The sequence below is a fragment of the Aquisalimonas sp. genome, from assembly GCF_007120195.1.
Taxonomy (GTDB): domain Bacteria; phylum Pseudomonadota; class Gammaproteobacteria; order Nitrococcales; family Aquisalimonadaceae; genus Aquisalimonas.
Genome location: NZ_SKOG01000105.1, coordinates 13,230 through 31,687 on the forward strand (window position 1 = coordinate 13,230; position 18,458 = coordinate 31,687).

General features: G+C 63.4%; 15 protein-coding genes. 12 read left to right on the plus strand and 3 right to left on the minus strand.

Going from position 1 to position 18,458, the window contains the following annotated elements; all coding sequences use genetic code 11:
• Positions 1-57: 57 nt before the first annotated feature.
• From QZT63_RS08235 to rnhB, 11 genes are all read left to right on the plus strand, one after another.
• Entirely contained in the window at positions 58-828 is a 771-nt protein-coding gene (locus QZT63_RS08235) for an isoprenyl transferase (RefSeq protein WP_290650201.1), read from the plus strand.
• Entirely contained in the window at positions 821-1,636 is an 816-nt protein-coding gene (locus QZT63_RS08240) for a phosphatidate cytidylyltransferase (RefSeq protein ID WP_290650203.1), read from the plus strand. Before QZT63_RS08235 ends, QZT63_RS08240 begins: the two co-directional genes overlap by 8 nt.
• Positions 1,627-2,823 (plus strand): 1-deoxy-D-xylulose-5-phosphate reductoisomerase, encoded by a 1,197-nt coding sequence (locus QZT63_RS08245; RefSeq protein ID WP_290650205.1) that lies wholly within the window; start codon positions 1,627-1,629, stop codon positions 2,821-2,823. Before QZT63_RS08240 ends, QZT63_RS08245 begins: the two co-directional genes overlap by 10 nt.
• Positions 2,820-4,175 carry an RIP metalloprotease RseP gene (gene rseP / locus QZT63_RS08250; RefSeq protein WP_290650207.1) on the plus strand — a complete coding sequence of 452 codons (1,356 nt, stop codon included), beginning with the start codon at positions 2,820-2,822 and terminating at the stop codon, positions 4,173-4,175. Before QZT63_RS08245 ends, rseP begins: the two co-directional genes overlap by 4 nt.
• A 42-nt stretch (positions 4,176-4,217) precedes the next feature.
• A complete protein-coding gene (gene bamA, locus QZT63_RS08255) occupies positions 4,218-6,497 on the plus strand; it encodes an outer membrane protein assembly factor BamA (RefSeq protein ID WP_290650209.1) in 2,280 nt (759 codons plus the stop codon).
• 122 nt (positions 6,498-6,619) lie between these two features.
• Positions 6,620-7,141, plus strand: a complete 522-nt coding sequence (locus QZT63_RS08260) for an OmpH family outer membrane protein (protein WP_290650211.1) — start codon at positions 6,620-6,622, stop codon at positions 7,139-7,141.
• Between the two features lie 158 nt (positions 7,142-7,299).
• A complete protein-coding gene (gene lpxD, locus QZT63_RS08265) occupies positions 7,300-8,316 on the plus strand; it encodes a UDP-3-O-(3-hydroxymyristoyl)glucosamine N-acyltransferase (RefSeq protein ID WP_290650213.1) in 1,017 nt (338 codons plus the stop codon).
• Between the two features lie 280 nt (positions 8,317-8,596).
• Positions 8,597-9,037: a 3-hydroxyacyl-ACP dehydratase FabZ gene (fabZ, locus tag QZT63_RS08270; protein ID WP_290650215.1), complete on the plus strand. Its 441-nt coding sequence runs from the start codon at positions 8,597-8,599 to the stop codon at positions 9,035-9,037.
• Positions 9,034-9,804, plus strand: a complete 771-nt coding sequence (gene lpxA, locus QZT63_RS08275; protein ID WP_290650217.1) for an acyl-ACP--UDP-N-acetylglucosamine O-acyltransferase — start codon at positions 9,034-9,036, stop codon at positions 9,802-9,804. The genes fabZ and lpxA (QZT63_RS08275) overlap by 4 nt, the downstream gene beginning before the upstream one ends.
• A gap of 55 nt (positions 9,805-9,859) precedes the next feature.
• Positions 9,860-11,029, plus strand: coding sequence for a lipid-A-disaccharide synthase (lpxB, locus tag QZT63_RS08280; protein WP_290650219.1), 1,170 nt, complete (start codon positions 9,860-9,862; stop codon positions 11,027-11,029).
• The gene (gene rnhB, locus QZT63_RS08285) at positions 11,026-11,661 is read left to right on the plus strand and encodes a ribonuclease HII (RefSeq protein ID WP_290650220.1); all 636 of its coding nucleotides are present in this window, start codon (positions 11,026-11,028) and stop codon (positions 11,659-11,661) included. The genes lpxB and rnhB overlap by 4 nt, the downstream gene beginning before the upstream one ends.
• A 140-nt stretch (positions 11,662-11,801) precedes the next feature.
• On the opposite strand, the gene QZT63_RS08290 is transcribed toward rnhB, so the two are convergent.
• The 3 genes from QZT63_RS08290 to lpxA (QZT63_RS08300) are packed head-to-tail and all read right to left on the minus strand — an operon-like array spanning position 11,802 to position 14,793.
• Entirely contained in the window at positions 11,802-12,902 is a 1,101-nt protein-coding gene (locus QZT63_RS08290) for a DegT/DnrJ/EryC1/StrS family aminotransferase (protein ID WP_290650221.1), read from the minus strand.
• A 38-nt stretch (positions 12,903-12,940) separates the two neighbouring features.
• Positions 12,941-13,903, minus strand: coding sequence for a Gfo/Idh/MocA family oxidoreductase (locus tag QZT63_RS08295; RefSeq protein ID WP_290650222.1), 963 nt, complete (start codon positions 13,901-13,903; stop codon positions 12,941-12,943).
• Complete coding sequence (gene lpxA, locus QZT63_RS08300; protein ID WP_290650224.1) at positions 13,900-14,793, minus strand: acyl-ACP--UDP-N-acetylglucosamine O-acyltransferase; 894 nt, start codon at positions 14,791-14,793, stop codon at positions 13,900-13,902. Before lpxA (QZT63_RS08300) ends, QZT63_RS08295 begins: the two co-directional genes overlap by 4 nt.
• Before the next feature lie 51 nt (positions 14,794-14,844).
• Between lpxA (QZT63_RS08300) and dnaE the strand changes: the two genes are divergently transcribed.
• The gene (dnaE, locus tag QZT63_RS08305) at positions 14,845-18,348 is read left to right on the plus strand and encodes a DNA polymerase III subunit alpha (protein ID WP_290650226.1); all 3,504 of its coding nucleotides are present in this window, start codon (positions 14,845-14,847) and stop codon (positions 18,346-18,348) included.
• The last annotated feature ends 110 nt before the right edge of the window (positions 18,349-18,458 follow it).

The following is an 18,458-nucleotide window of genomic DNA, read 5'->3' on the forward strand; positions in this document are numbered from 1 at the left end:
GCCGGTCCCGGTCGTGTCCTGGGAAACTCCGGGGTGGCATCCCTACGGCGGCGGATAATGATGAGCAACAACAATACAGCGGAAAGGAATCGGTTCGAGGGTGGTGTGCCGCGCCACATTGCCATCGTCATGGACGGCAATGGGCGCTGGGCGCGGGCTCGATTTATGCCGCGGCATGCCGGGCATCGCGCTGGAGTCAGCTCGGTGCGCAAAGTGGTGGAGACCGCCGGGGAACTGGGCGTTGAGGTGTTAACACTGTTTGCCTTCAGCAGTGAAAACTGGGACCGGCCAGCCGAAGAAGTCTCGGTGTTGATGGACCTCCTGTTGCGCACGCTGCAGAAGGAGTCGGCCCGGCTCCACGAGCATAACGTGCGCATTCGCCTGATCGGCGAGCGCTCACGGTTGTCGCTGCGGCTGCGCCAGGAAATTGCCGCCGCGGAGGAGCTCACCGCCAGCAATACCGGGCTGACACTGGTAATCGCCGCGAGTTTCGGTGGTCGCTGGGATCTTCTCCAAGCCGCGCGTCAGGTTGCCGAGGACGTCCAGTCCGGTCTCTTGTCTGCGGACGAGCTGGACGAGCAGCGCTTCAGCGGCTACTTAAGCCTGGGTGGCCTGCCGGACCCCGATTTGCTGATCCGCACCGGGGGCGAGCAGCGCGTCAGCAACTTCCTTCTCTGGCATCTCGCCTACGCGGAGCTGCATTTCGTCAATACCCTTTGGCCGGATTTCGGCGCCGAGGAACTCAAGGCGGCGGTGGAAAACTTCGGCGGACGCAAGCGGCGATTCGGACGCACCGAGGAGCAGGCGGAGCGCTTGAGCCGTGCTTAAATGGCGGTTCGCCACCGCCCTCGTTCTGTTGCCCCTGGTCCTGGGGGCGGTATTCTTTCTGCCGACCGGCGGCTTCGCCTTGGCGGCGGCTGTCGTGGTGGCGCTGGCGGCCTGGGAGTGGACGCGGCTGATCGGCATTGCGAGCCTGCGTGACCGGCGGCTGCACGTCTTCGCCCTGTTGGTCTTGATGGCGGGAAGCGCACTCCTGCTTGCAGATGCCGTGGGTGCCGCGGTGATCTTGACCCTGGGCGCCCTGGCGTGGGTCGTCCTGGCGTTTTGGTTGTTGCGTTTTGAGCGGGGTCTGACAGCCGATACCGCTGTCACGGGCGCTACGGCCGGTGCCGTCGGTCTCCTGTTGTTCGTATCCGCGTGGTTCGCGCTGGTCTGGCTGCACGCGCGCCCGGACGGGGCGTGGATGCTGCTGACGGTATTCGTGTTGACTTGGGCGGCGGATGTTGGCGCATACTTCGCCGGCCGCGCCTTCGGACGCCGTCGGCTGGCGCCACGGACCAGTCCCGGCAAGACGCTGGAAGGGGCAGCGGGCGGGCTCATTCTCACTCTGGCGGCTGCCGGGTTGCTGGCGGCTTATTTCCCCGTGGCTCTCCCTGGCGGGGCCACCCTTGTTATGCTGGCGCTTCTGACATTCGTGGCCTCGGTCCTCGGTGACCTGGTGGAGAGCATGATCAAGCGCCGTTGCGGTGTAAAGGATAGCGGCGCGTTGCTGCCGGGCCATGGTGGTATCCTCGATCGCATCGACAGCCTCACGGCCACGGCGCCGGTGTTTGCGACAGGCCTGTTATGGCTTTAGAGACGGCCTCCATTACCGTGCTTGGGGCGACCGGCTCCATCGGCACAAGCACCCTGGGTGTGCTGGCGCGGCATCCGGAGCGCTTCCGTGTCCGCGCGCTCACTGGCCACAGGAATGTGATGTTGCTCGCGCAGCAGTGCCAGCGGTTTGCGCCGGAGCTCGCCGTGGTCGCCGATGCGGCCTCCGCAGCGCAACTGCGCTCCCTGCTTGGCGGTTTCGGCACCGAGGTGCTTCACGGTGCCGAAGGGCTTGAGCAGGCCGCGGGAGCCGGTGCCGACATTACCGTGGCGGCGATCGTGGGCTCAGCCGGCTTGCGACCCACGTTGCGCGCGGTCCGCGGTGGTGGGCGTATCCTGCTGGCGAACAAGGAATCCCTGGTGATGGCCGGGGCGCTGTTCATGGATGCCGTCGCCGCGAGCGATGCCCTGCTGCTGCCGGTGGACAGTGAGCACAACGCCGTGTTCCAGTGCCTGCCGGGGAACTTTTCCCGCACCCGGCTCGTCGATAGCGGTGTGGTTCGCGTGGTGCTGACCGCATCGGGCGGTCCGTTTCGACAGTCATCCACGGCCGAGCTGGAGGGCGTGACGCCGGATCAGGCGTGTGCTCATCCCAACTGGTCCATGGGCCGCAAGATCTCGGTGGATTCGGCCACACTGATGAACAAGGGGCTTGAGGTCATCGAAGCCTCCTGGCTGTTCGGCGTCGCGCCGGAGGCGCTGGAGGTTGTGATCCATCCCCAGAGCATTGTGCATTCCTTCGTGGAGTACAGAGACGGATCCATGCTTGCGCACCTGGCAAACCCGGATATGCGGGTGCCCATCGCCCATGCCCTGGGCTGGCCTGACCGTCTGGCTTCAGGGGTCGGGCCGCTGGACCTGGTTGGGCTTGGAAGGCTGGATTTTTCCGCGCCGGATACCCAGCGCTTTCCCTGCCTTGGGCTCGCCTACCAGGTCCTGCGGGCTGGGGGTACGGCACCGGCCGTGTTGAATGCGGCCAACGAGGAGGCCGTTGCTGCGTTTCTGCAGGAACGCCTGGCGTTTACGGCAATACCGGCGGTGATCGAACGCACACTTGCGCGCGAGCCACTGCAAGCCGTCACCGGGGTGGATGACATTATGGCGGTGGACGCGGCGGCGCGAGTGCGCGCGACAGCTGTCATACGGGAAATGGCGGGGATCGCGTTGTGAGTGGCATTGGTACCAATGTGCTCGCCTTTATTGTCGCCATCGGCATTCTTGTGGCGTTCCATGAGTACGGTCACTACTGGACAGCGCGGCGCCTTGGCGTGAAAGTGCTGCGCTTTTCCATCGGCTTCGGCAAGACGCTGCTTGTCTGGCGCGGGGGGGCCGACCGTACGGAGTACGCAATCTCTGCGATCCCGCTCGGCGGCTACGTCAAGATGCTCGACGAGCGCGAAGGCGCTGTGGCCCAAGAGGAACGCCACCGGGCCTTTAACGTGCAACCGCTGTGGAAGCGCACATTGATTGTTTGTGCGGGACCCGCGGCCAATTTCCTGTTCGCCATCCTGGTCTACTGGTTGCTTTTCGTTGTCGGCACACAGGAAATGCGGCCCGTGATCGGTCCGGTGGAGCCGGAGACACCAGCGGCTGAGGCGGGTTTTCAGGAAGGCGACGAGTTGCTGGCGCTCGACAGCCGGCAAACGCCGACCTGGGAACGTGTTCTGATGGGCCTGATGGACAGCGGGCTGCGCGGGCGTGCCGTCGATGTCGAGGTGCGTACGGAAGAAGGACGGCAGTTGGAGCGCCAACTCGACCTGAGCGGCCTGCCCAGAATTGGGGATGATCCGGATCTGCTGCGCGTGATCGGGCTGCAGCCCTGGCAGCCGAACATCCCTCCGCGGGTTGGTGAGCTCGTCGATGGCGGCGCCGCTGATCGGGCCGGTCTGCAGCCGGGGGATGAGATTGTCAGCGTCGACGGGCAATCGCTGGAGGAGTGGCGGGAACTTGTCGAGGCCCTGAATGCACGCGCGGGGGAGCGCGTGACGCTGATTGCCGAGCGTGAGGGCGCGGCGCGTGATTTCGACGTGGAACTCAACGAACTCGGATCGGATCGTGGGGTACTCGGGGTGCGGCCTGATATTGCCCCGGATGCCTTCGAGCATATGTTTCATACGGTGCGATATGGGCCGATGGAATCGGTCGGAGAGGCGGTGCGAGGCACTTGGCAGACAAGCGCGCTGACCGTTCAAGTGCTGTGGAAGATGGTCGTCGGCGAGGCGTCGCTGAAGAATCTGAGCGGTCCGATTAACATCGCGCAGTATGCGGGGGACACCGCCTCGACGGGCTTGGTACCGTTCCTCAAATTCCTCGCCATCGTCAGTATCAGTCTCGGCATTATCAATTTGTTGCCCATCCCGATCCTTGACGGGGGGCACCTGCTCTACTTCCTTGCCGAGGCCATCAAAGGCAGCCCCGTGTCCGAGCAGGCGCAAGTCATCGGGCAACAAATCGGAATTCTGATGCTGTTCCTGCTTATGGGTCTCGCTTTTTACAACGACATAGCAAGACTCATCGGCTGACGAAGTCAGACAGCACCGACACGATGCAAAGACACTTTATATATGCGCAAACTGGTTGTTGCACTCGCCCTGTGTGTTGCCGCGTTTTCCCCGGTGCAGGCGTTCGAGGCGTTCACTGTCGAGGATATCCAGGTCGACGGGCTGCGTCGTATTGCCCCGGGCACAGTGTTCACTTACTTGCCCATTACCACCAATGACGAAGTCGACCAGCAGCTAGCGGCCGAGGCCGTGCGCAGCCTTTACGACACCGGCTTTTTCCAGGACGTGGCGCTCGAACGCGACGGCAATGTGCTGATCGTGAACGTGGTCGAACGCCCTGCCGTCGCCGACATCGACATCACCGGGAATACGGTCATTCCCACGGATGCGCTGTTGCAGGCCATGCGGGATTCCGGGCTCGCGGAAGGGGAGACATTCAACCGCGGAATGCTGGAGAACATCGAGCGCGAGCTGCGCCGGCAGTATCTAGGTCAAGGACGGTACAACGTCGACATCGAGACCACCGTCTCACCCCTGCCGCGTAACCGGGTGGCGATTCGGATAGACGTCGATGAAGGGCGAGCGGCGCGCATCCGGGACGTGCACTTTGTCGGTAACGAAGCCTTCAGTGATCGTGAGCTCAGGCGCGTATTTAATCTGGGTCCGAGGCCATGGTATCTGCCATTCTCCAGCCGCGACCGGTATTCCCGGGAGGCGTTCGGCGGTGATCTGGAGAATCTGCGCTCCTACTACATGAACCGCGGCTATGCAGATTTCGCCATCAATTCCAGCCAGGTCGCCCTGACCCCAGACCGCAGTGCGATCTATATCACTGTCAACATCGATGAGGGTCAGAAATATCGGTTGGGCGACGTCCGGGTCGTCGGGGACACGATTATCGACCCGGACGAGCTGCTCGAGCTGGTTGCGCTCCGCGATGGCGATCTGTTCTCCCAGGAGCAAATCGCTTCAGGGGCCAACAACATTCGCGACCGGCTCGGTGTGGAAGGCTACGCCTTTGCCAATGTGAATCCGGTTCCCGATGTTGACCGTGACGAGAACAAGGTGGATCTCACCTATTTCGTGGATCCGGGGAGCCGCGCCTATGTGCGCCGGCTCAACATCAGCGGTAACTATCGCACCGACGACGAGGTGATCCGGCGCGAAATGCGGCAGATGGAAGGGGGGTGGTACTCCTCGGAGAACATCGAAACCTCGCGTCTTCGCCTGAACCGGCTGGGTTTCTTCGAGCAGGTGGACATCGAGACGCCCCAGGTGCCGGGCGAGCCCGACAAGATCGATGTCAACGTGAATGTCACCGAGGGGCTGTCCGGAAGCCTCCAGGCGGGCATTGGCTACGGTAGCGGGCAGGGCGTCCTGCTCAACTTCTCCGTGGCGCAGGATAACCTGCTGGGCACCGGTGATCGGTTGCAGCTTGCGCTCAACAACAGCCGGGTGCAGTCCCTCTACCAGCTCAGCTATACAGATCGTTATTACACCGTTGACGGCGTGACGCGTCACTTCAATGCCAGCCTGCGGGAGACCGATGCCCGCCGGGCGCGCCTGTCCGACTACGGCCTGCGCGCAGGGAACCTGGACATCGGCTTCGGCATCCCAGTCAACGAAGAGGATGAGATCCGCCTCGACGTGGGCATCGAGGACCTGCGGCTGAACCTCGGCACCCAGGCCACCGACGACCAGCGAGGCTTTGTGGATGAGTTTGGCGATCGCTTCTTCAACTACAAGGCCGCGGCGACCTGGACGCGAAACACCTTTGACCGGCGCATCTTCCCGTCGAGCGGAGCCCGTCAGTCCGTTGGTCTTGAGCTCTCGCTGCCCGAGAGCGATCTGGAGTATTACAAGCTCAACTACAGCCAGCAGCGCTTCTTTCCCATTGCCGACAACTGGTCCTTCTCGCTTCAGGGGCGCGTCGGTTTTGGTGAGGGCTTCGGAGACACCAGCCGGCTCCCGTTCTTCGAGAACTTCTTTGCCGGCGGTATTCACTCGGTGCGTGGCTACCGCACGAGCTCGCTGGGTCTGCGAGGCGAGGATGATCGTGCCACTGGCGGTAACGTCCGCACCGTGGCCAACGCCGAGCTCTTCTTCCCGGTGCCATTTATCGATTCCGACGCGGTTCGCTTTTCCGGCTTCGTCGATGGCGGGCAGGTCTTTGACACCCGGGAACAGTCCGTTCGATTTGACGACCTGAGGTATTCGGCCGGTGTTGCGTTTACCTGGATGTCGCCCCTGGGCGCATTGACAATGAGCCTGGCCGAGCCGTTAAATGACGAGCCGGGAGATGACCTCGACCGGTTCCAGTTCTCCCTCGGTCAGTTCTTTTGATGAAGCACTGGACGCGAAGCCGCGAGCGGCCAGCCCGAGGTGAACGGTCGTCCCCGTAGGTCCGGTATCGACTTGGAGGGATGGGCAGTGATCGCAGCTTCGACGCGGTGTTTGGAGTGGGGATGATCAGAGCCCTTCGAGCGGCTTTGCCAGTGCTGTTGGCCGCAGCGCTGGCGTGGGGTGGCGTTGCCGCCGCAGACACCAGAATCGGCTTTGTCAACGCAGGGCGTGTCACCTCTGAGGCGCCGCAAGCCGAGGCCGCACGCGCAAGCCTGGAGGAAGAGTTCGGGGCCCGGGATCGCGCGATGTCCGAGGAGCAGGAGGCGCTGCGTGAGCTGGAGGACCGGCTCAACCGTGACAGTGCGGCGATGAGCGAAGGTCAACAACAGGCCCTGCAGCGGGATCTGATAGCGCGCCAGCGGGAATTGCGTCGCGCAGAAGAGGAGTTCCGCGAGGACTTCAACATGCGCCGCAACGAGGAGCTTGGCCGTTTGCAGCGACGCATTGTGGAGGCGATCAATGACCTCGCCGAGGCCGAGGGTTTCGATCTGATTGTCAGCGAGGGCGTCATCTATGCCAGTGATCGCGTCGATATTACAGATCGCGTCCTGGAGCGCCTGCAGAGGGATTTCGACAACAACTGAAGCAGCCCGCGGCGCATGCAGCGCAGGGCATGCGCGACAGAACTGGAATGTCTCCGCGGCCGGATAAAGCGACGTTGCTCCGGCTTGGTTCGTTTGTGCAGCACGACGATGGCGGGCTTTGGTCTGTCAGAGTTCTCGGCCTGGAGGGATAGCGTTGCATGAAACGGTTAGGGGAGTTGGCCTCGGCGCTTGACTTGGATTTGCGGGGCGACCCGGATCACCAGGTCGAGCGCATCGCTTCCCTCGAGGATGCTGGCCCGGATGCACTCACCTTCCTTGCCGACCCCCGCCAGCGAAAGCATCTTCAGGCGAGTCGGGCCGGGGTTGTCATCGTGGCGCCGGGGGACGCCGCTCGGGTCCCCCGGAATGGATTGATTGCCGAAGATCCCCATCTTGCGTTCGCGCGCGCAGCGCGGCTTTTGTATCCGGTAACCCGGCGCAGCGACATTCACCCCCTGGCGAGCCTGGACAGCTCGGCAAGTATTGGCGAGCACGTCGCCGTCGATGCGCTCGCATCGGTCGGTCAACACGTACGGCTTGAGGATGGCGTTCAGGTTGGGGCCGGGGCTGTCATCGGCGATCATGTCGCTGTCGGCGCCGGGACCATCATTTATCCTCGGGCAGTGATTATGGGGAGTGCCCGTATCGGCGCGCGCTGCCAGATTCATGCCGGTTCGGTTATTGGCTCCGAGGGGTTCGGCTTTGCCCGTGATGGCCACCGTTGGGAACGCGTGCCCCAGGTCGGCTCGGTGTGGCTGGGCGATGAGGTTGATGTGGGGGCGAACTCGACGATCGACCGCGGGGCCATCGGGAATACGGTCCTCGAGGACGGTGTCAAGATCGACAACCTGGTGCAGATCGGTCACAACGTCCACGTGGGCGAGCATACGGCGATGGCTGCTTGCGTGGGGATCTCCGGAAGTACCCGAGTCGGGCGTTACTGCACCATTGCAGGGGCCGTGGGGATCGCAGGGCATCTTGTGATTGCTGACAACGTGCACATCACGGGGATGGCGCAAGTCACGAAAAGCCTTACCGAGCCGGGCGTCTATTCGTCTGGCACCGGCATCGAGGACAACCGCAGTTGGCGGCGCAATGTCGCGCGCTTCCATCAACTCAATGACATCGCGCGCCGGCTGCGGCAACTCGAGCGTAAGCTGGGTCGCGAAGACTAGTGTCCTGTGACCGAGATTCGGTTACGGAACACTAGTGTCCGTATCTGGATGTGCGTACCATTTGCGCGCGCACCGGCGCACCCCAAGCAAGGAGGCTCACCCCCTTTGCAAGCGGGCCGTTGTGCCTTGTCGACACAGGCGAGGCCTTCGTTGGCCGGTCTCGATTCGACGATGCGGTGGGCCCGGAAAATGGCACGCTCTTCCGGCTACGATCACCAGGGAAGCGCTGAGCGATTCGCTAGTCGAGACCAGCAACAATAGATGGGCACATGGCGTTTTTATGGATATCAATCAAATCAGAAAGCTGCTTCCGCACCGCTACCCGTTTCTGCTTGTCGACAAGGTGGTCGAAAGCGTGCCGGGTGAGCGCCTCGTGGCTCTCAAGAATGTCACCATCAATGAACCGTTTTTCCAGGGCCATTTCCCCATCCGCCCGGTGATGCCGGGAGTGTTGGTGCTCGAGGGCATCGCCCAGGCCTGCGGGTTGCTCGCCTACGAGAGTGTCGAAGAACACCCTCAAGGGAATCCACTGTTCTACCTTGTCGGCTACGACAAGGCTCGGTTTAAGCGCCGCGTCGAGCCGGGTGATCAGCTCCACCTCGAGGTATCGTTGCTGCGCGTGCGCCGGGGCATCTGGGTGTTCGCCGGCAAAGCAACCGTCAATGGCGAGGTTGCCGCAGAGGCAGAAGTGATGTGCACGATGCGGGACGCCGAGTTTTGATCGATCCCACCGCGATCGTTGACTCCTCGGCGCAGTTCGGCCGCAACGTGCGCGTCGGTCCATACGCGGTTATTGGCCCCCACGTGGTAATTGGGGATGACTGTGAGATCGGACCGCACGCCACCGTGTACGGGCCGACGCGCATTGGAGCGCAAAATCGCATATTCCAGTTTGCCTCGATCGGCGCAGAGCCCCAGGACAAGAAGTACTCCGGGGAGGACACACGGCTTGAGATCGGCGATCGCAACACGATCCGGGAGTTCGTGACCATTAACCGCGGCACGGTCCAGGACAAGGGCGTGACACGGATTGGCGACGACAACTGGATCATGGCCTATGTCCATATCGCCCACGACTCGGTGGTGGCGAATCGGATCGTCTTCGCCAACGGGGCATCCCTGGCGGGTCATGTGGATGTGGAGAGCGACGTGATTCTCGGTGGTTTTACGCTGGTTCACCAATTCTGCCGGATCGGCGCGTCCAGCTTTGCCTCCATGGGGAGCTGCATCAAGCAGGACGTGCCACCCTTTGTGACTGTCGCTGGGAATCCGGCTGCTCCCTACGGGGTCAACAGCGAAGGGCTGCGGCGGCAGGGGTTTACGCGCGACGAGGTGGTGGCTTTGAGACAGGCCTACCGCGTCGTTTATCGATCCAGTCTGCGCCTGCAGGAGGCCCTCCAGAAGGTCGAGGAGATCGCCCGTGATCGCCCGGTGGTGTCGCGACTTGCGGATTTCATTCGCCAGAGCCAACGCGGCATTGTGCGCTAGATCACCTGTGTCAGGCGGTGGCGGCAGTGCCCGTGAACAGGGCTCGGCGGCAGCCATGCGAATCGGCATTGTCGCAGGTGAGATGTCCGGCGACTATCTCGGTGCCGGATTGATGCGCGAGCTCAGACGCATTTATCCGCATGCGCGCTTCGAGGGTGTCGGTGGCCGCCGGATGCAGGCCGAGGGGCTCGCCAGCGTCTATCCCATGGAGGCGCTTTCCGTCATGGGGCTCGTGGAAGTGCTCCGGCACCTGCCGCACTTGCTGCGCATCCGCAGGGCCCTAGTGCGGCGGTTTCGGGAAGACCCGCCGGCGCTATTCATCGGTGTGGACGCGCCGGACTTTAACCTCCGGCTGGAGCGCCGGTTACGGGATGTCGGAGTGCCAACGGTTCACTACGTCAGCCCGACGGTCTGGGCTTGGCGGCAGGGCCGTATTCGACAGATCGCACAGTCGGTGGACTGCATGCTGTGTATTTTTCCCTTCGAACGCGAATTCTTCCGCAATCACGCCGTGCCGGCCACGTTCGTGGGCCACCCGCTTGCCGACGAGATCCCCATGACCCCGGATCAAGGCGAAGCACGGCAGGCCCTTGGACTGCCGGCAGACGGGCCCGTGGTGGCGCTGCTGCCAGGCAGTCGGATGAGCGAGGCAAAGTACCTGGGGCCGGTGTTTCTTGAGACGGCGGCCTGGTTATACCAGCATCGGCCTGATCTGCACTTCATTGTACCCTGCGCGACGGACGCCATCGCCGCCCACATGCGCGGTCTGGCCGCGGCGCGTAACGAGGGTATGCCCATCTCCCTGGTGGACGGGCGCGCCCGGGAGAGCCTCTCGGCCGCCACCGTTGCACTGCTGGCTTCCGGGACAGCCAGTCTGGAAGCGATGCTTCATAAACGCCCGATGGTGGTCGCCTACAAGGTCTCGCTGCTCACGGGCTGGCTGGCGCGATACCTGATCAAGGTTCCGCATTTCGCCATGCCCAACCTCATCGCCGACCGGCGCATGGTTGAGGAGTTCGCCCAGCACGATGCGGTGCCCGGGAATCTTGGGCCGGCCGTGCTGGATTTGCTCGAACACCCGGAAAAACGCGACCGGCTGGTTGCGGAGTTCAGCGCGTTGCATGAACGGCTGCGCCAGGATGCCAGTGTGCAGGCCGCCGAGGCCGTCTCACGGCTGCTGGAAGCACGCCGCGGCCGGATAGCCGAAACAAGGGGGATGACATGAAGGTGTTCAGCGGTGGCAATGGCTCCGGTCGCGCGATCGCTTCTGAACACCGCCTGGCGGGCATCGATGAGGCGGGCCGTGGCCCCCTTGCCGGGCCAGTGGTGGTCGCAGCGGTGATACTCGATCCGCGCAACCCGGTGGCCGGAATCACGGATTCCAAGCGCCTTAGCGCCGCACAGCGGCAACGGCTGGCCACGCAGATCCGCGACCAGGCACTGGCCTGGGCGGTGGTCCATGCCGGGCCCGAAGAGATCGATCACGTCAACATCCTGCAGGCCACCTTGCGTGCCATGCAGGAAGCAGTCGTGCAGTTGCCCTTGAGCCCGAGCCGGGCCCTTGTGGACGGCAATCGCTGCCCGGCATTGGCGTGCCGCGGCGAGGCACTGATCGGCGGCGATGGCCTGGAACCGGCCATCGGTGCCGCCTCAATACTTGCCAAGGTGGATCGGGACCGGGTGATGGTTGAGCTCGATGCCGTCTGGCCTGGCTACGGCTTCGCACGCCACAAGGGCTATCCAACGCGAGCTCACGTCCAGGCTCTGCGCCGCCTCGGCCCGACGCCCGTGCATCGGCGCTCCTTCGCCCCGGTCCGCGATGCCCTGGAGGCACCACCGTTGCCGCTGGCGGAGTAGCAACGTCACGGGCAATCCCCGGCGCCATGGCGGCGCCTGCGGCCGCGGCCATGCTGGGAACCCGGCCCTGGAGGCCAGACTGCGGCCGTGCTGGCTGCCGGGCCGGTGCGCGGCTGGCATGCCAGCCGCGGCATTGGGGATCATGCATCCACGGCGTGGCGGATCGTCTGCGCCACGCGCATGATCTGCTGATCGTCCAACTCCGGATAGATCGGCAAGGACAGGCAGTGCTCCGATATCTTTTCCGCCATCGGCAGACTGACGTCGGCGTACGCGTCGCGGAAGACCGGCTGGCGGTGCAGCGGCACGGGGTAGTAAACGGCGCACCCGATGTTCGCCGAGCGCAAGGCCGTCATGATGGCATCGCGGTCGCATGCCAGCAGCGTGTACTGGTGATAGACATGGCGGCCGCGGCCGTCTTCATGGGGTAGTGCGATGCCGGGAACACCGGCCAGGCGTTCACGGTAGCTCTGGGCGACACGGCGCCGGCAGGCATTGTAACGGTCAATGCGGCTTAGCTTGGCACGCAAAATCATGGCCTGGATCTCGTCCAGGCGGCTATTGTAGCCGATGACGTTGTGATGGTAGCGCTCACGGCTGCCATGGTTGCGCAGCACACGCAACTCTTGCGCGGTCGTGGCGTCACTGGTGACGACGAGCCCCGCGTCACCGTAGGCGCCCAGGTTCTTGCTGGGGAAAAAACTGTAGGCCCCGGCGGCACCAAAGGTGCCGGTCATGCGGCCGTCCACGGCGGCACCGAAGGACTGCGCGCAGTCCTCGACCACCATCAGCCCATGGAGTTCCGCCAGTGGCATCAGCGCCGCCAAATCGACCGGCTGACCGAACAAATGGACGGGCATGATGGCCCGGGTCCGCGGGCTGATGGCGTCCTCGACCTGGTTGAGGTCGATGTTGAATGTCTGCCCGTCGATGTCCACGAACACGGGCGTGGCGCCGACATAGCGAATGGCTTCCGCCGTGGCGATGAAGGTGAATGGCGTCGTGATGACCTCGTCGCCGGGGCCCACACCCAGCGCAGACAGCGCGAGGTGCAGGGCGTCGGTTCCCGAGTTGCAGGAAACCGCGTGAGCCGTCCCTAGATAATTGGCCACCTCCTCTTCGAGCGCCTGCACATTCGGGCCGAGAATGAACTGGGCGCTGTCCAGAACCGCCGTGAAACCCTGTTCGATTTCCTCGCGCAGGTCAGCGTACTGGGCTTTGAGATCGACCATCGGAATCATCAGCTGCGCGTCCTCTTGGGGCGTGTGAACAGGCCTGACTACTGTGGTTGATTGGGTAGGGGATTGTCGCGCAACTGCCGGGTGATTTCGATGGCCGTGGCCAACGCCTGCCGCCCATCCGCCCCCGTCACCAGCGGCTCCCGTCCTTCGCGAATACAACCGATGAAGTCCGTGATTTCCGCGCGAAGCGCATCACCGTCCTCGAATGCGCGCTGCTCGCTGTGGATGTCCTGCATCGCCGGCGCGTCGCGATGGGTATTGAGGCGGGAGCGAATGTCCAGGCTGCGCTTTTGAAAATCCAGCGCGATGTAGCTGTTGCGCTGAAAAAGCCGCATCTTGCGCTCGGCCTTTAGGCTCACCCGGCTTGCAGTCACATTGGCTACACAGCCGTTATCGAACTGGATGCGGGCATTGGCGATATCGATATCGGACGTGATGACCGGGACGCCATTGGCGTCGATGCGACTCACGGGACGATTGACGAGTTTCAGGATAATATCAATGTCATGGATCATCAGATCCAGAACCACGCTGACATCCGCACCGCGCGGGTTGAACGAGGCGACGCGCTGGGACTCGATGAACATCGGGGTACCCACGAGGTCGGCCAGTTCGCGCACGGCCGCATTGAAGCGTTCCAGGTGTCCGACCTGAAGGCGCAAACCGCGCTCGGCAGCGAGCCGAATCAGCTCATCCGCCTCGTCGAGGGTAGTGGTGATGGGCTTTTCCAGTAGCACGTGGGTGCCCTGGCGCAGGAATTCCGCGGCCACCGCATAATGGAATCGCGTTGGTACGACAACGCTGACGGCGTCAGTCCGACCGAGCAGCTCCCGGTAGTCGGTATAGGCCTCAGTGCCCACCTCATCCGCCACCGCCTCGGCGCGCTCGGCGTCGATGTCCACCACGCCGACAAGATCCGCGTCCTCGAGCGCGTGATACTTCTGGGCGTGGAATCGACCCAAATAGCCGACCCCAATCACGGCCGCGCGCACCCTGTTCATCGTGTGATTCCCCGTTTTGAGGCGCGGATAAAAGAAACCAGATGGCGGACCTCCGCCGTGGCCAGCGAGCCGTCCTGGTCGATCTGCGCGAGCGCATCCTCGAGCCGCAGACCGGACTTGAACAGCACCCGGTAGGCGCTGCGCAGGGCCTGGACTGCGTCGGCATGAAAGCCGCCACGCTTGAGTGCTCTGCGGTTGAGCCCATACAGGCGGGCGTGATTTCCGGAGGCCATCGCGTAGGGAGGAATGTCCATGGACGCCATGGTGCCCCCACCGAGCATGGCGTACTCACCGATGCGGGCGAACTGGTGAATGGCGCACAGCCCCGCGATGTTGACCCGGTTCTCCACCGTAACGTGCCCCGCAAGTGTCGCCCCGTTTGCCATAATGACATGATCGCCCACAATGCAGTCATGGCCCACGTGGGAGTAAGCCATGAACATGTTGTGATCTCCCACGGTCGTGACGCCCCGGTCCTTGGCTGTGCCGCGATGGATGGTGACGAACTCGCGGATTATGTTGCCGTGCCCGATCTCCAGGCGAGTCGGCTCGTCGTTGTAGCCCAGGTCCTGGGGTGGGGTGCCAATGATGGCATGGGGGCCAATCCGGTTGTTCTCGCCGAAAGTGGTGGGCCCTTCCAGGACCGCGTGGGCACCGACCCGGCAACCGTCCCCGAGCACCACGCCGGCGCCGATACAGGCATAGGGCCCGATCGCCACATACTCTGTATGGTGTGCATCGCGATCGATTACGGCAGTGGGGTGGATCATCGGCACGGGATCCTCATGGGAGTCACTGCGGGCCATCGATTCGTACCCTACCGGAGTGGACACAGGAGGGCCATAGCCGAAGTCGGCCGTGGCATTTTCGCGCGACGATCCCTCATTCATAATACCCTCCCAGCGTGAGCCTTCACCGATTAGCACAGGAAAAGCCCGAACATGGCCCAGCCCTTTGTCCACCTCAATGTCCATACCGAGTTCTCGCTGGTGGACGGGATCGTTCGCATCAAGCAGCTGGTCAACACCGCTGCGGCGAGCGGAATGCCTGCCGTGGCGATTACCGACCAGGGCAACCTTTTCGGCATGGTGAAATTCTACAAGGCGGCCCTCGATGCCGGTGTCAAGCCCATCGTCGGGGCGGACCTCTGGGTCGAGGACCGGGATGCGCCTCAAGCGCGCTCCCGGATCACCGCGCTGTGCCGAGACGACACGGGCTACACCACCCTGACCCGCCTCATCAGTCGCAGTTACCTGGAGGGCCAGCAGGGTGATCGCCCGGTGATTGAGCGGGCCTGGCTGCAACACGATTGTGCCGGGCTGATCGTGCTTTCCGGCGGCCGCGAGGGCGATGTCGGCCGCGCGCTTTTGAACGGCGACCGGGCATTGGCGCGGCGCAAGCTTGCATTCTGGCAGTCGCTTTTCGCCGAATCCTACTATCTGGAGCTGCATCGATGCGGTCGACCCGGCGACGAAGACCAGCTCCACGAGGCCGTGGCACTGGCCGCCGAAGCTGATATACCCGTGGTGGCCACCAATGCCGTGCGGTTTGTCAACGCCGGTGACTTCGAGGCCCACGAGGCCCGGGTTTGCATCCATGAGGGTCGCACCCTGGATGATCGCCGCCGCCCGCGGGAGTTCACTGAGGAGCAGTATCTGCGCACCGGCGAAGAGATGATCCGGATTTTCGAGGATATCCCGGAGGCAATTGATAACACAGTTGAAATTGCGCGACGCTGCAATCTCGAATTGAGCATGGACAAGGACTATCTGCCGGATTTCCCCATCCCGGACGGGTTGACCATCGACGCATACCTCGCGCAGGAAGCCCAGCGCGGCCTGGAGGAACGCCTGCCCCGGCTGGTCGATGTCAACGCCCCGGATGCGGAAGCGCACTGTGCGGTGTATCGGCAGCGCCTGGAGCGCGAGTTGGGCGTGATCAGTCAGATGGGCTTCCCCGGTTACTTCCTGATCGTCGCCGACTTCATCCGTTGGGCCAAGAGCGAGGACATTCCAGTGGGGCCCGGCCGCGGCTCCGGTGCCGGTTCACTGGTGGCGTATGCTTTGGAAATAACGGATCTTGATCCAATACGTTATGACCTTCTCTTCGAGCGGTTTCTAAATCCGGAGCGGGTTTCCATGCCCGATTTCGATGTCGACTTCTGCATGGAGAAACGCGATCGCGTCATCGAGTACGTGGCGGATAAGTATGGCCGCGACCAGGTCTCGCAGATCACCACCCACGGCACGATGGCGGCCCGCGCCGTGGTGCGGGATGTGGGTCGGGTGCTGGGGCACGGTTACGGCTTCGTCGACCGCCTCGCCAAGCTGATTCCGTTCGAGCTGGGCATGACCCTGGCCAAGGCCCTGGAGCAGGAGCCCGATCTCAAGGCCCGCTACGAAGACGATGAAGAGGTCACGACACTGCTGAACCTGGGGATGAAGCTCGAAGGCATTGCGCGCAACGTGGGCAAGCACGCGGGCGGTGTGGTCATCGCCCCCACGCCGCTGACCGACTTCACGCCGTTGTACTGCGAGCCGAATGGCCAGGGGCTCGCCACGCACTTCGACAAGGACGATGTCGAGGCGGTGGGCTTGGTGAAGTTCGACTTCCTGGGGCTGCGCACACTGACCATCATCGACTGGACCGTCAAGGCGGTGAACGCCATCCGTGCGCAGCGCGGCGACCACGCGCTGGATATCAACACGATTTCACTGCAGGACCGCGTCACGTTCGACCTCCTTAAACGCTGTGCCACGACCGCCGTGTTTCAGCTTGAATCCCGCGGCATGAAAGATCTCATCAAGCGCCTGCAGCCGGATAGCTTCGAGGACATCATCGCCCTGGTGGCGTTGTTTCGTCCCGGCCCGCTGCAATCGGGCATGGTGGAAGACTTCATCAGCCGCAAGCACGGGCATTCGCAGGTCGCCTATCCCACTGCGGAGCTGCAGCATCCGGATCTCGAGGCGGTGCTGAAACCAACCTATGGCGTGATCCTCTACCAGGAGCAGGTGCAGCGCATCGCCCAGGTGCTGGCGGGTTACAGTCTGGGCGGGGCCGACCTGTTGCGCCGTGCCATGGGCAAGAAAAAGCCCGCGGAGATGGCGAAGCAGCGGGCGATCTTTCTCAAGGGCGCCCTGGAGCACGGGCTCACCCAGGCGCATGCCGAAGGCATCTTCGACCTGATGGAGAAGTTTGCCGGTTACGGCTTCAACAAATCCCATTCGGCGGCCTATGCGCTGTTGTCCTATCAGACCGCCTGGTTGAAAGCGCATTACCCTGCGCCCTTCATGGCCGCCGTGCTTTCCTCCGACATGGACCACACCGACAAGGTGGTGACCCTGATCGACGAATGCCGCTCCATGGGCCTGGGCGTCTTGCCACCGGATATCAACCGTTCCAGCTACCAGTTCCGCGCCTCGGATGAGCGCACCGTGGTTTACGGCATTGGTGCCATCAAGGGTGTGGGACAGTCCGCCATCGAAGCGCTCGTGGGCGAGCGCGATGCCAACGGCGCCTACGCGGATGTCTACGACCTGTGCCGGCGGGCGGACCTGCGGCGCGTGAATCGGCGCGTGCTGGAGGCGCTGGTGCGTGCGGGCTGTCTGGACAGTATCGGTCATAACCGCGCGACATTGCTCGCGCAGATCGGGCCGGCGCTCAAGGCGGCGGAGCAGAGCCTGCGCAACGCGGAGGCCGGCCAGACGGACATGTTCGGACTCGGTGTGGCGGCGGAAAGCCAAGAGCTCCCGAGTGTTGCCGTGGCGTGCTTGCCCGAGTGGGACGAGGAAGAACGCCTGGCGGGGGAAAAAGACACCCTGGGCCTGTTCCTGACGGGCCACCCCATTACACGCTATGAAGGCGAGTTGGAGAAGATCGTCACGGGCCGGATCAGTGACCTCATGGCCGGGGCGGGTGGCGGCGACAGTCGCCGCGAGAAGAGCGTAGTGACCGCGGGGCTGGTGATGTCCCTGCGTGTGCGCACCACGCAAAGCGGTAACAAGATGGGTTTTTTGGTGCTCGATGATCGCACCGGGCGCATCGAAGTCAGCCTGTTTACCGAGGCGTTCCGGAAATACGGCGCTCTCCTGGGCAAGGACAAGCTGCTGGTGGTGGAGGGAGCTCTCAGTTACGACGATTTCAGCGACGCCTGGCGCGTGAGCGCCGAGAAGGTCCACGAAATCGGTGACCTGCGTGAGGTTTATGCGCGATGTCTGGTGGTGCGCATGAGCAGCTCGCAACTTGGCAATGGCGCCCTGGAACACCTGGAGGAGGCGTTGACGCCGTTTCGGGAGGGGCAGTGCCCGGTCTGGCTGGACTATCAGCGCCCGGACTCGCGCGCACTGCTTCGCTTCGGCAATGCGTGGCGGGTGCGTCCCACCGACGAGCTGATCAAGCGGCTCGACGGGCTCTCGGGAGAGGGGAACGTCCGCATCGAATACTAGTGTGCTGTAACCGAATTTCGGTTACAGCACACTAGGCAGCACGGGTATACCTCTCGAAAGGTTTGTCGATGTCCCGCTGGCGGCAGTCCGGACTTGTCACTTCGGCGACG

Coding starts and splice junctions, on each gene's coding strand:
- rnhB (WP_290650220.1), top strand. CDS start 11,026: ATGAAGGTGTTCAGCGGTGGCAATGGCTCCGGTCGCGCGATCGCTTCT.
- QZT63_RS08260 (WP_290650211.1), top strand. CDS start 6,620: ATGATCAGAGCCCTTCGAGCGGCTTTGCCAGTGCTGTTGGCCGCAGCG.
- QZT63_RS08245 (WP_290650205.1), top strand. CDS start 1,627: ATGGCTTTAGAGACGGCCTCCATTACCGTGCTTGGGGCGACCGGCTCC.
- QZT63_RS08235 (WP_290650201.1), top strand. CDS start 58: ATGATGAGCAACAACAATACAGCGGAAAGGAATCGGTTCGAGGGTGGT.
- dnaE (WP_290650226.1), top strand. CDS start 14,845: ATGGCCCAGCCCTTTGTCCACCTCAATGTCCATACCGAGTTCTCGCTG.
- fabZ (WP_290650215.1), top strand. CDS start 8,597: ATGGATATCAATCAAATCAGAAAGCTGCTTCCGCACCGCTACCCGTTT.
- lpxD (WP_290650213.1), top strand. CDS start 7,300: ATGAAACGGTTAGGGGAGTTGGCCTCGGCGCTTGACTTGGATTTGCGG.
- lpxA (WP_290650224.1), bottom strand. CDS start 14,793: ATGAATGAGGGATCGTCGCGCGAAAATGCCACGGCCGACTTCGGCTAT.
- QZT63_RS08295 (WP_290650222.1), bottom strand. CDS start 13,903: ATGAACAGGGTGCGCGCGGCCGTGATTGGGGTCGGCTATTTGGGTCGA.
- lpxB (WP_290650219.1), top strand. CDS start 9,860: ATGCGAATCGGCATTGTCGCAGGTGAGATGTCCGGCGACTATCTCGGT.
- bamA (WP_290650209.1), top strand. CDS start 4,218: ATGCGCAAACTGGTTGTTGCACTCGCCCTGTGTGTTGCCGCGTTTTCC.
- QZT63_RS08290 (WP_290650221.1), bottom strand. CDS start 12,902: ATGATTCCGATGGTCGATCTCAAAGCCCAGTACGCTGACCTGCGCGAG.